The following is an 11,362-nucleotide window of genomic DNA, read 5'->3' on the forward strand; positions in this document are numbered from 1 at the left end:
CTATTGGACATCTGTAAAATCGCTGCTCTTTTATCTGTTGTTTGACGAGGTGCAAGTATGCATATCTATTATTTTATTTTCTAGACAAATCAGTAAAAATGAGGTAAAATTAAATATATGTAGGCTTCGAAGATCAGCGGAAAATAAAAAGTTTTTTCTAAAAAAGGAGTGATAAAAAATGGAAAAAACAAAGAAAGTGGATACCGTTCGGGTAAAAAAAGCAACGTCCATTACGGTGAGATTGTTCAGGGGTATCACGATAACGATTATTTCAATCGTAGGTTTTATTTGTGCGGTTATCGGCGTTCAGTTGTATAAAAAGAATATCGTTCAATTCGACGAATTCACTGCTCAACAATTTTTTAATATTGAAAAATCGGTATCGCTTTTTATTCAAAACGGAAAAAATGCCCTCGGTATGCTTGCAGAAAATTCTGCTGTAAAAAGTGCCGATACAACAATTTACAATTATACTGCAAAAGCGGCAAAATCGGGCATTACCTATACTCATAACGGCAAGGCGGAGCGGGATATTATTGCTGTATTTGAAAACATGCAAAAGCATTACCCCGAATTTAAAGAAATCTATATGGGTACCAAATGGGGAGGTATTGCGGAATTATCGACTGAACATTCCGATAAGGAATTTGATCCGCGTACCAGACCGTGGTATCAAAAAGCTGCAGCTGCTAAGGGTGAAATCATATTGACCGAAGCGTACCGTTCCGAAGACGGGGATTTGACGTTTACCATTGCACAAAGCGTCAATAACGTAAACGGAGAATTTATTGGTTGTGTTGGACTCGATATAAATCTTGCGGATTTGACTTCGTTTATAAGCGATGTTCGTATAGGAACTACCGGTTATTGTATGCTCGTCCAAAACGATGGTATGATTTTAGCCGACCCGAAGCATCCGCAATACAATTTTAAGATTATGAGCGAAACGGGACTCAGCGCATTTGCTGAAATAGAAAAAACTCAACAGGGCTCGATCGTAGTTACTTCCAACGGAGAAAAATGGAAAGCTTTTATATTTCCGATGGCACAGGTTGAGTGGAAACTTATTATGTTGGTTAAACAAAACGAAATACTTTCTCTTTTTTCTGCGCTTTTGCATAATATGATTTTTATCGGCCTTTTGATGTTTGTCATTTATTTTACTTTAGCCGCCTTTGTCGTGCGTGTCTTAAAAAAATATCTTAACCGGCTGGGCGTTGTTTTGGGTAAGGTTGCACAAGGCGATCTTACCGACCGAATTCAGGTAAAGTGGAGAAACGAAATCGGTCAAATTCTGACAAGCCTTAACACTGCAATAGAGCACAGTCATGCCATGCTCAGCGTACTGCGCGATGAAGCGGATAAAATGGGGGCTGTCGGTTCGGATTTATCGAGCAATATGGAAGAAACGGCTGCGGCGATTAAACAAATCGGCGGAAATGTTCAAAGCGTAAAAGAAAAAGCGATGTCTCAAGCGGCAGGTGTTAGCGAAACTGTTGCTACAATTGAACAAATTAACGGAAGATTGAATAAACTGGTTTCGAGTATTGAAACACAAGCTGAAAATATTTCCGAATCGTCTACCGTTATAAAAGAAATGGCTGAGAACACCGTCCGTATTACCGGAACGCTTGAAGAAAGCAACGATCTTATAAAGCAAGTGTACGAACAAACAAAGCTCGGTAAAGAGGGCGCACGGATGGCAAACGAAGTTGTTCAGCAAATAGCGGAAAAGTCAGAATCGCTTCTTGAAGCAAGTCAAGTTATTCAAAACATTGCAAGTCAAACGAACCTTTTGGCAATGAACGCCGCAATTGAAGCCGCTCATGCCGGCGAGTCGGGCAAAGGTTTTGCCGTTGTTGCCGATGAAATCCGCAAACTTGCCGAAGAATCCAATATGCAGGGAAAGCAAATTGGAGAGGTTATAAAAGAATCAACCGAAATTATCGGACGTCTTACCGAAGCGGGAGCACAAGCCGAAAAAACCTTTATCGATGTGTATGAATCGGTAAGTAAAATATCGGAAAAAGAAGATATTATTGTGCAAGTGATGTACAAGCAGGAAACAAACGGTAAACACGTACTTGAAGCAATCGAAAAAATAAATGACGTAACCCAAACCGTCAGTGCCGGTTCTGCCGAAATGTTGGAGGGCGGCAATCAAATTGCGCTTGAAATGCATAAACTTGCCGACATAACACGGGAAACAACCGACAGTATGAACGAAATTGCCAGCGGCGCCGAACAGATAACCAATGCTATAGAGGAAGTAAATGAAATAACGCAAAAAAATAAGCAAAGCATTGAAAATCTGGCAAATGAAGTCGGAAAGTTTAAGTTATGATCAAGGGCTTGTCGGAAAAGCAATAGACTTTTTCGACAACCTGACGACTGCAGTTTTACACTGCAAAATAGTACGCTTGTGCGCTGCCTTTTTGTTTTGTGCTTTTTTTGCTTTCCGTTGACAAAGACTTTACAGTACGTATAAATATGTTTATACTCATACGTATAAGAGGTTCCTTATGGATGTAAAGTTAACACTCAAAATGGATCAAAATGTTATCAATTCTATGAAACAATATGCGGCGCAAAACGATAAAAGCCTTTCAAACTTAGTTGAAGAATTTTTTAAGAGTATGACGGCTGTAGGTAACAAAAACGAAAATATCTCTCCTCTGGTAAAAGAATTAAGCGGAATTATAAGCGAAAAAGATTTGGAAAATATAAGCTATACTGATTATTTGGAAAAAAAATATGAATAAAAAAGTATTTGTCGATTCGGATGTAATACTGGATGTGCTTTGTGAAAGAAAACCGCATTATCAATATTCCGCACGTATTTTTACCTTGAGTGATTTAAAGAAAATAAACCTGTATACAACATCTCTTTCTTTTGCGAATGTATATTACATACTACGAAAAGCGGTGGGAGGAGAAAAAGCGAAATGTTTTTTAAGAAAATTACGATTGCTTATCAAAGTTTTAGCGGCGGAAGAAAAAGAAACGGATTTGGCATTAAATTCAAAATTTATTGATTTTGAAGATGCATTGCAGTATTATACTGCGCTGAATCATAAGATGGAAATTATTTTAACCAGAAATATAAAGGATTATAAAGAAAAAGATATAATCGTACAAACGCCGGAGCATTTTGTAAAAAGTTATGACAAAATATAAAACAACACAGTGCAGTGCGGCCCAAAACAGCATACTTGTGCGCTGCCTTTTTGGTATTCCGTTGACAGAGGCTTTACATCTCGATAGTATTTTGCCATGGATTTAATCGAATTGGTCGCTTTTTTGGGCAACACGGGAAAACAATACGAGCGAAACCGGCACAACGCCGCATGGCTTTTTGCGGATTCTTTGGCAGTGCTTTCCGGCTTAAGTTGGAACAAAAAATTCAAAGGAGAAAGTGCGATTCTGAATGCGTTCGGACGGAAAATTCAATTGTTAAAGCCGCACACCTTTATGAATCTTTCCGGCGAAAGCATTGCCGAAGCGGCGTCCTTTTACAAGATAAAACCGGAGTGCATTTTGGTTGTTCACGACGAGTTGGAGCTTCCGGCGGGAACGTTCGCTCTTAAATGGTCGGGAGGCTTGGGCGGCCACAACGGGCTGCGTTCGGCAAAGGCGTGTTTGGGCACCGCCGATTTTTGGCGTTTGCGCTTCGGCATCGGGCGTCCCCCTCACGACGATGTTGCGCTGTGGGTGTTAAGTGATTTTTCAAAAGACGAACTTCCGGCGATGAATGCGGCTTTTCAAGGAGCGGCCGGACTTTTCGACGCGCTTTTAAATGAAGATCCGAAAAAACTTCTTCCCGAATGGAAAAAACGGTAAGGCGGGGTACAATGAACGATATGCAAAAGAATACTGCGGACGCATCCGCACTGAACGGAAGATCCGAGTCGAACAGCACGTTCGCTTCGAATACGTTTGTTATAAACGAAGCAGCTTCAAAGGCGGCGTTTTCGTATAAAAATCTATACGAAATTATTAAAATATTGCGTGCTCCGGGCGGTTGTCCTTGGGATAGAGAACAAACACCGCTTACGCTGCGTTCAACCCTTTTGGAAGAAACCTATGAAGCGCTCGAAGCGATAAACGAAGCGTATGAAAACGCGACCGTTTCTTCTGAGCCGCCCTTTCCGTCGCCGGCAACTGCGATACCTGCGGCTCCGGATTCGGTGATGCAGGGCATAGCGGCAGGTATACCGACAACCGAAGCGTGCATTCACGCAAAAGAAGAATTAGGCGACGTTCTTTTAAACGTTTCTATGATTGCATATATGTTTGAGCAGGAAGGAGCCTTTACGGTTTCGGACGTACTCGACAGCGTGTGCGAAAAACTGATCCGGCGCCACCCGCACGTGTTTCCCGAATCTTCCGGCAAGTCAGCCGTGCTCGGGGAAACGAAAACCGCCGAGCAAGTGCTGACGCAGTGGGAAGCCATCAAACAAAAGGTCGAAGGGCGTGCGGGTAAAAGCATACTTGATGAAGTTTCCAAGGGGCTCGAGCCTTTAACCCGTGCGTATAAAATGCAAAAAAAAGCGGCAAAAAAAGGTTTCGATTGGAGCGATGTTTCCGCCGTCCGTGCCAAGGTATTCGAAGAAATCGGCGAGTTTGAAGAAGCGCTTGCCGGTGACAAATCCTATACCGTTGGGAATGGAGACACCCCTGCTGCCGGCAGCGGTGTCGAAGCTGACTCGTTACGGCACAGCGAAGAAGAATTCGGCGATATTTTATTCGCTTTGGTAAATTGGGCTCGGCACTTGCATATAGACCCTGCCGTTGCGCTTGAAAGGGCGAACGCGAAATTCCGCAAACGCTTTACGTATGTGGAAAAAGCGTGCCGAGAGCGCGGCATCGAAATGAAAAAAGAAAACCTTCAAGCAATGGATGCTTTGTGGGACGAAGCAAAGCACACGCTGTAGTCGAAGTGCAGTTGCCCCCAATTCACATTAAAGTAAAATATAAACTTGTTTTAGCTTGGTTTTAACGACTATTTGAAAATGTTTTAAAATATGTTATATTATAAACATAAAACAGTGCCGGGTGCTGTTTGAAATGCGCCAGCGCTTGTGAAACACGAATAAAGAGGTTTTTATGGATATGCGCCGTTTAAAAAACGACAGAGATGACGACAACGAAGACATAACGGAAAAAAAAGACGCCGGCGAAGGCGCGGATGTGCTTGCAGCCCGCTTTTTAAAAACCCGTCAAATACTGTTGACCGGTGAAATAGATAAATCGCTTTCGGAAAAAATAATCCGCCAGCTTTTGATTTTGGAAGCTTCCGGCAATAAACCCATCTATATGTTTATCGATTCTCCCGGAGGGGATGCGGATGCCGGTTACGGTATTTTTGATATGATCCGTTTTATCGACGCACCCGTATACACGGTCGGCATGGGACTTGTCGCGTCGGCCGCGGCTCTTGTGCTTTTAGCCGCTCCGAAAGAACGACGCATTGCGCTTCCGAACAGCCACTTTTTAATCCATCAGCCTTTGAGCGGCATAAAAGGCGTTGCGACCGAAATCGAAATTCACGCTAAAGAACTTGAAAAAATGCGCGAGCGCATCAATAAGCTGATTTCCGAAGAAACGGGAAAGCCGCTCGCTCAGGTTGCAAAAGACACCGACCGCGATTGCTGGCTTAACGCAAACGAAGCGCTCGATTACGGCCTGATCAGCAAAATAGTATTTTCGCGCAAAGACTTAAAAAAATGAGGAACTGTCCGAAAGCTTCGGTTTTCGGACAGTCTTATCAGTATTCTCTTTTATTTAATAATTCCCTTTACGAACTGCTGCGATGTATGAATACACTCAGGTAATACCGTTTACATTGTTTCTTTATATCGTGAGATATGATACTGAATGTTCTGTAAAGGAAGTTGGAAAGGCTATACGGCTCTTATGTCCTGGAAATAATATTTAGGTTTATATAATATTTAGCGAAACGGAATAACTATAAAAAGGTGTGATTATAGATTGATTTTCATATTGAAAATGACCATGTTGTTTACCGCAGGCATTCCATATTTTATAGTAACCGATAATAATGTTTCTATTATCAACAATAGATACAGGGTCTTGTTTTAGTTCTAAAAGTGAACCGTTTAATCGGGCAGTTCCTTTTCCGCCGTATCCTATTTCAGCGGTTTGGATATACATTTCATCTCCGCCGTGATGGTATTTTGTCTGCGTCATATTTCCTGATATTATTTCCCACTGTGGGTGTTCAGAGGAAATAACACCTACAATAAAAACTTTTATTAAAGGTTTCGCATCGCCGTACATTATCTTTGTACTTTAACCTCCAATTTTTTATTATCCAACTCTTTCAATATGTAAGAAAAATTCTTGTTGGTCTTAAAAAACTTCCAGCAATCCAAATAGACGTATTTATTATGTATATATATTTTCTCGGAATAAGAACTGAATACTTCTATCCCATCAATAAAAGGTTTTCTTTCAATTGGAAAATCAATATTATCAATAGTAATTATATATATAATATTTTTATTTGTTTTTATGATTTTTTTCTTTGTATAAAAAGATTTTATTTCCGGATCTATATAACCAATAACTTTTAACTTCTTTTTTTTGAAAAAAGACGGAGATATTTCTCTTAAAATTTGTTCTCTACATAAAGTAATAATGGACAATAATTTTTCTCTTTCTTCTATTTCTTCTACTGTTGGTAATTGTATATTGGTTAATACTTTTACTGGTAATTTCTTAATTGATTGGGAATATGAAAAAAGGCTAAAGATGAATATATTAATAAAAAATAATAATAGTCTTTTTCTCATTTTTTATTTCCTTGTTGCATTTATATTACTACTCAAAGCGTTTTCAATCCGTATCGTTTAACCGGCGATGTCGGCCATTTGCGCTTGCGCGGCGCGTATAAGATCGGAAGGAGAAAGTAAAAGCTGTGTGCCGCGAACGCCCGCGCTTACGTAGACGGTTTTGTGTTTTAAAACGGACGAATCGATAAACACGGGAAAGCGGCGCTTCATACCGATGGGCGAGCAGCCGCCGCGCACATAGCCGGTAAGGCTTAAAAGCGATTCGCTTTTAACGCTTTCCATCGATTTTGCGCCGCACACGGCGCGCGCCTTTTTTAAGTTTACTTCTTTGTCTGCCGGTACGCAAAACACGTAAACTTCTTTTGCCTCGCTTTGCATGACGATTGTTTTAAAAACGCTTTCCGGGGCAGCTCCGGCTTTTTCGGCAATGCGGCACGCTGCTCCCAATTCTAGCTTGTGATCGGCGTTATCTTCGTATTCGAAGGTGCGGTAGTTTATGTTCAGTTTTTCCAAAATACGCATTGCATTTGTTTTCGGCATAAACGTATTGTAGATAAAACATGCAGTGCAGTCAAGAAAGGCTGTGAACTGTTGTAACTTCTCATGCGGCATACAAACGGGAATAGCTTTTCAGCTTGCATCAAGTACGAATGTTTTATCATTGATAGCAACACCGTCCACACTGATTTTACCGTGCCCGCTCGTGAGTTCTTGAGCTTTCCCTTGCGGAGGAGTACTTTTCACTGTATACTGAAAATATGAACGAACATATACAAGAACTTATGAAAAAAGCCGCACTCGCGGTTGTGCGCGACGTGTGTGCGCTGAAAAAAGGCGAGCGGGTGCTCATCATTACCAATCCGGGAGCGGACACCGAACCGATAAGCCGCGTGCTGTATGAAGCGGCGCAGGAATGCGGCGGGTCTGCGGTTATAATCGTGCAAAAGGAAAAAACGCTGCTCGATTTTGCGGAACTTGAAGTTATTGCCGCGTTAAAAACAAACCCCGAAGTGTGCTTTTCCATTTCAACCAATAAATTGGGAAAAGACGCTCACGCTTCAGTTTCTCCGTATACCGCTTCGAACGGCGAGCGCTTTGATCATATTTTTAATTACAATCTTGAAGGCGTAAAGAATTTGCGCGCGCTGTGGACCCCCGGCATTACCTGCGATATGTTTGTGCGCACGGCGCTTATAGACTACAAACTGCTGCAAAAACGCTGTGCTCTGTTGGCGGCTAAATATAAGGGCGCCTCATACGTACACGTAACTGCACCCGGCGGAACCGACATTACCGTTCCTGTAGCGGGCAGAACCGCTTTTTGCGACGACGGGGATTTTTCGCAAAGCGGAGCGGGCGGCAATATTCCTGCAGGCGAAGTGTTTGTCAGTCCGTTAACGCCGAAAACGTCAAAAGGCTGTCAGGGGCGTATCGTGTACGACGGCTCCATCAGCGTTACCGAGGGGGATCTTGTTATTAACGATCCGATTGTAGTTGACGTTGACGGCTATGTTACTTCGATAACCGCAAAAAGCGGCAAACCTGTAGACGGCAGTGACGATAGCTGTGAAGCGTACCGGCTTTTAAGGTCTATTAGTGCAGCCGAAAAAGCTGCAATCGAAATGGAAAAAAACGGTAAGCTTTCCGCCGGTTTGGGCGAAAGCTATGCACGTAACGCACGCAATATCGGCGAGCTGGGTATCGGTCTTAACCCTGCCGCGCGTATTACAGGAAACATGCTTGAAGACGAAAAAGCGTTTAAAACCTGCCACTTTGCAATCGGTAGCAATTACGACAACGATGCAAACAGTTTAATTCACTTTGACGGTGTTGTACGCGATCCGACCATCGTTATTCACTACGAAGACGGAAGCGAGTTTACCGTAGAAAAAGACGGAGTTTTAAACGAAGCGCTGTCGTAAAAGCATGATGTTGTATTTTTTTCTAAGAGGAGTCCCTTTATGACAGACGGATTTACAAGGACGTTAACACCTGCATGGATAGTGTATGTTGACGGTCGCCGTCTGGATCCGGAGCATGAAGGCCTTCTTAAAGCAATACGTGTAGAAAACAATCTTAACAAAATCAGCACATGCACCCTGTCTTTTTCAGATGATATCACTTCAAAAGGAATCCTTACACTTTTGAGCAGTGTAAGCGTACATATAGGTTATAAAGACGACATACAAGTAGTCTTTTACGGCGATATTACCGCCCGTCACTACAGCTTTAATGATCGCGGAGAAAAATATGAAGTGCTCTGCAGTAATGTACTGCAGAGAATGAATCATGGAATGCAATGTAATGCATTTGAACACAAAACACCCGCAGCCATTATACGCGAAACAATTGAACGGTACGGCTTGCAAGCCGAAGTTGAAGAGTTCGGTCCGGAATACGAGTTTACTGCCCAGCGCTATTGTTCTGCTTACGAGTATATACAAAACTTAAGTGAAACATACGGAAAAGAAATATATGCATGGGGTAATACCGTATACGTACAAGACGAAATCACAATAAAAGATGATCAAATCGTATATGAAAAAGGAAAAACGCTTATCAGCTGCTATGCAGAAAACAGTTTAATATGTGAAAAAGGAGCGTTCTTTATAGACACAGACATACGAAACGGAGACGACATAAAAGGCGGTTCAGCAAATCCTGAAAAAGGTAAATATAAGCACTATATTGTAAGTTACTGTGTAGACAATGAAGATGCCGAAAACAAAGCGTACGGGTATCTAAAAAACATACTCAAAAAATATCGTAGAGCCGACATAAAAGTAGGCGGTGATTATCGGCTGCAGCCGGGGATGAGAGTTGAACTCAAGTACGTAGACAACAATACGGACGGAGAATACATAACCGAACAGGTAAGGCATGAAATAGATAAAAGAGGCTATGTAACGTATGCGGAGTTGTATAAGCCGATAACACCTACGGGAAAACCGCGTGACAGAGTGAACAAAAAAACAAAAAAAGAGGAAAAACAACAACCCGAAGAGCAGAAAGAAAAAGCTGCGGTAGCGGAAGACCTTAGCAAAAGCATACACAACCCCGTATGGAAAAAGAACGGGAAACAAATCAGCAAAGCCTTAGTCGGCGACGAGGTAACATTGTGCGCCGACACACACAACATAGCCGATGGGACAGCTGCAACAATAAAGATTGTAGAAAAAGATGCCGACGGTAACGACGACGATGTTACAATACTTTCGGCGAAAGTTCAAAACAACAAAATAGAATGCGCATGGAAAGTAGTCTACACCGCCGACGATGACGATGCGGACAGCGAACAGGAGAAAAAAGAAAAAGGCTATACCCTGCCCGAATATGCGTTTACAATAGAGTGTGAGGGAGAAAAGAGCGCAGAAAGCGGACAGCTGGATGTTAGAGGGTGGGTAAAAGTACAACTTAAAGACAAAAAGACAGGATATATATTAGCAAATGCTAAGTATACAATATATTTACTTGACGGCAGTGAAATAAAAGGAATTTCGGATAATGATGGGATTGTGTATTTGGATAATATAAAATTCGGAAAATATTTTATTTCAATTGGAGTTTAAAAAATGGGCGATTATAAAATCAATACAAAAAATGAATATATAAAATATAAAAGTGGTATATGGCATTTGGCATCTGAAATACTAAAACAATATAACATTGAGAATACAGGAACAAATCAATATAAATTGTACGTATGGATAAAAAAAGAAAATAAATTAAAGAATTCTGAAAATTTCTTGCAAAGAAGATATATAATAATTCCTGCTGAAAAAACAGATGTAGTGCAAATTGTTTTCTGGGAATTATTACAAAATGAATTTGATGTTAAATCAATAGATTTTGAAACGTATACAAATATTTATGCTGTGGCTACCGTAATCGAAAAGAAAAGAAAAACTGCACGTGGTAATTTTAAGATATTCAACGTCGAAACAAATGAAAAAATTGAAGCCACATTTATGACAGGTGGACAATGGAAAGGAAAATCCATACCCTTTTTTGAAGGAATCCCCTTTGGCGTTTATGATATTTTATTGCCAAATGCAGACGGTCATTTTAGACTTGAAGCAAGAGATGATTGTTATGGAGATGATGAAGCATATCATACTGGAAAATCTCAATTACGTTTGCATGAAAAAGGGTCTGGAACTACTATAGGTTGTATTTCAATCCTTGAAGATGAACTATGGGAAAATATTTCTAAAATGATAAAAGAAGCAAAAAGTACAGGTGTAATGGTAAAATCGTTAAGCCGTAATCCTTTCAAAAGAGGAGCTCCAGAAAAAAATACGAAATTAGCAATTTTGATTGTTGAAAATGGTATTAAGAATGAAAACGATGGAGAATAGTAATTATATTCAATTGAGGTTAATATCTATCACATTATTAATCTCAATATTAATAACAGATTATCACTTTTGTAGCATCCTTGACCAATGGCTTGAGTTAAGTCTTATTTTTATTTTATTTTTTTTATCAATATTTTTAATAAATTGTTGTACATTATTTTGTTATTTAAATGTTTTATTTTCCCAATT

General features: G+C 40.7%; 12 protein-coding genes. 9 read left to right on the forward strand and 3 right to left on the reverse strand.

Annotated elements, in window-relative coordinates; translation table 11 throughout:
• Window positions 1-178 precede the first annotated feature (178 nt).
• From HMPREF9193_RS02525 to HMPREF9193_RS02550, 6 genes are all read left to right on the forward strand, one after another.
• Window positions 179-2,344, forward strand: coding sequence for a methyl-accepting chemotaxis protein (locus HMPREF9193_RS02525; protein WP_021686488.1), 2,166 nt, complete (start codon window positions 179-181; stop codon window positions 2,342-2,344).
• 178 nt (window positions 2,345-2,522) lie between these two features.
• Entirely contained in the window at window positions 2,523-2,762 is a 240-nt protein-coding gene (locus HMPREF9193_RS02530; protein WP_021686489.1) for a DUF6364 family protein, read from the forward strand.
• A complete protein-coding gene (locus HMPREF9193_RS02535; protein WP_021686490.1) occupies window positions 2,755-3,177 on the forward strand; it encodes a type II toxin-antitoxin system VapC family toxin in 423 nt (140 codons plus the stop codon). Before HMPREF9193_RS02530 ends, HMPREF9193_RS02535 begins: the two co-directional genes overlap by 8 nt.
• Before the next feature lie 96 nt (window positions 3,178-3,273).
• Window positions 3,274-3,840, forward strand: a complete 567-nt coding sequence (pth, locus tag HMPREF9193_RS02540; RefSeq protein WP_021686491.1) for an aminoacyl-tRNA hydrolase — start codon at window positions 3,274-3,276, stop codon at window positions 3,838-3,840.
• Window positions 3,841-3,851: 11 nt separating this feature from the next.
• On the forward strand, window positions 3,852-4,934 hold the full coding sequence (mazG, locus tag HMPREF9193_RS02545) for a nucleoside triphosphate pyrophosphohydrolase (RefSeq protein WP_051305979.1): 1,083 nt from the start codon (window positions 3,852-3,854) through the stop codon (window positions 4,932-4,934).
• 172 nt (window positions 4,935-5,106) lie between these two features.
• Complete coding sequence (locus HMPREF9193_RS02550) at window positions 5,107-5,730, forward strand: ATP-dependent Clp protease proteolytic subunit (RefSeq protein ID WP_021686493.1); 624 nt, start codon at window positions 5,107-5,109, stop codon at window positions 5,728-5,730.
• 210 nt (window positions 5,731-5,940) lie between these two features.
• Here HMPREF9193_RS02550 and HMPREF9193_RS02555 read toward each other — a convergent pair whose 3' ends face one another.
• Genes HMPREF9193_RS02555 through ybaK form a run of 3 tightly spaced genes read right to left on the reverse strand, consistent with a single transcriptional unit; the run spans window position 5,941 to window position 7,355 of the window.
• Complete coding sequence (locus HMPREF9193_RS02555) at window positions 5,941-6,300, reverse strand: DUF4879 domain-containing protein (RefSeq protein WP_021686494.1); 360 nt, start codon at window positions 6,298-6,300, stop codon at window positions 5,941-5,943.
• A complete protein-coding gene (locus HMPREF9193_RS02560; protein WP_021686495.1) occupies window positions 6,300-6,815 on the reverse strand; it encodes a hypothetical protein in 516 nt (171 codons plus the stop codon). Before HMPREF9193_RS02560 ends, HMPREF9193_RS02555 begins: the two co-directional genes overlap by 1 nt.
• A 57-nt stretch (window positions 6,816-6,872) precedes the next feature.
• Window positions 6,873-7,355 carry a Cys-tRNA(Pro) deacylase gene (ybaK, locus tag HMPREF9193_RS02565; protein WP_040847352.1) on the reverse strand — a complete coding sequence of 161 codons (483 nt, stop codon included), beginning with the start codon at window positions 7,353-7,355 and terminating at the stop codon, window positions 6,873-6,875.
• A 218-nt stretch (window positions 7,356-7,573) separates the two neighbouring features.
• Between ybaK and HMPREF9193_RS02570 the strand changes: the two genes are divergently transcribed.
• Genes HMPREF9193_RS02570 through HMPREF9193_RS02580 form a run of 3 tightly spaced genes read left to right on the forward strand, consistent with a single transcriptional unit; the run spans window position 7,574 to window position 11,173 of the window.
• Window positions 7,574-8,737 (forward strand): aminopeptidase, encoded by a 1,164-nt coding sequence (locus HMPREF9193_RS02570; RefSeq protein WP_021686497.1) that lies wholly within the window; start codon window positions 7,574-7,576, stop codon window positions 8,735-8,737.
• A gap of 39 nt (window positions 8,738-8,776) precedes the next feature.
• Window positions 8,777-10,384: a SpaA isopeptide-forming pilin-related protein gene (locus HMPREF9193_RS02575; RefSeq protein ID WP_021686498.1), complete on the forward strand. Its 1,608-nt coding sequence runs from the start codon at window positions 8,777-8,779 to the stop codon at window positions 10,382-10,384.
• A gap of 3 nt (window positions 10,385-10,387) precedes the next feature.
• The gene (locus HMPREF9193_RS02580; protein WP_021686499.1) at window positions 10,388-11,173 is read left to right on the forward strand and encodes a hypothetical protein; all 786 of its coding nucleotides are present in this window, start codon (window positions 10,388-10,390) and stop codon (window positions 11,171-11,173) included.
• Window positions 11,174-11,362 lie beyond the last annotated feature (189 nt).

This window comes from Treponema lecithinolyticum ATCC 700332 (assembly GCA_000468055.1).
GTDB lineage: Bacteria > Spirochaetota > Spirochaetia > Treponematales > Treponemataceae > Treponema_C > Treponema_C lecithinolyticum.

What these genes read in the sequence shown, in the direction of transcription:
- pth (WP_021686491.1), top strand. Translation starts at nt 3,274, where the DNA reads ATGGATTTAATCGAATTGGTCGCTTTTTTGGGCAACACGGGAAAACAA.
- ybaK (WP_040847352.1), bottom strand. Translation starts at nt 7,355, where the DNA reads ATGCCGAAAACAAATGCAATGCGTATTTTGGAAAAACTGAACATAAAC.
- HMPREF9193_RS02560 (WP_021686495.1), bottom strand. Translation starts at nt 6,815, where the DNA reads ATGAGAAAAAGACTATTATTATTTTTTATTAATATATTCATCTTTAGC.
- HMPREF9193_RS02575 (WP_021686498.1), top strand. Translation starts at nt 8,777, where the DNA reads ATGACAGACGGATTTACAAGGACGTTAACACCTGCATGGATAGTGTAT.
- HMPREF9193_RS02570 (WP_021686497.1), top strand. Translation starts at nt 7,574, where the DNA reads ATGAACGAACATATACAAGAACTTATGAAAAAAGCCGCACTCGCGGTT.
- HMPREF9193_RS02535 (WP_021686490.1), top strand. Translation starts at nt 2,755, where the DNA reads ATGAATAAAAAAGTATTTGTCGATTCGGATGTAATACTGGATGTGCTT.
- HMPREF9193_RS02580 (WP_021686499.1), top strand. Translation starts at nt 10,388, where the DNA reads ATGGGCGATTATAAAATCAATACAAAAAATGAATATATAAAATATAAA.
- HMPREF9193_RS02555 (WP_021686494.1), bottom strand. Translation starts at nt 6,300, where the DNA reads ATGTACGGCGATGCGAAACCTTTAATAAAAGTTTTTATTGTAGGTGTT.
- HMPREF9193_RS02530 (WP_021686489.1), top strand. Translation starts at nt 2,523, where the DNA reads ATGGATGTAAAGTTAACACTCAAAATGGATCAAAATGTTATCAATTCT.
- HMPREF9193_RS02550 (WP_021686493.1), top strand. Translation starts at nt 5,107, where the DNA reads ATGGATATGCGCCGTTTAAAAAACGACAGAGATGACGACAACGAAGAC.
- mazG (WP_051305979.1), top strand. Translation starts at nt 3,852, where the DNA reads ATGAACGATATGCAAAAGAATACTGCGGACGCATCCGCACTGAACGGA.
- HMPREF9193_RS02525 (WP_021686488.1), top strand. Translation starts at nt 179, where the DNA reads ATGGAAAAAACAAAGAAAGTGGATACCGTTCGGGTAAAAAAAGCAACG.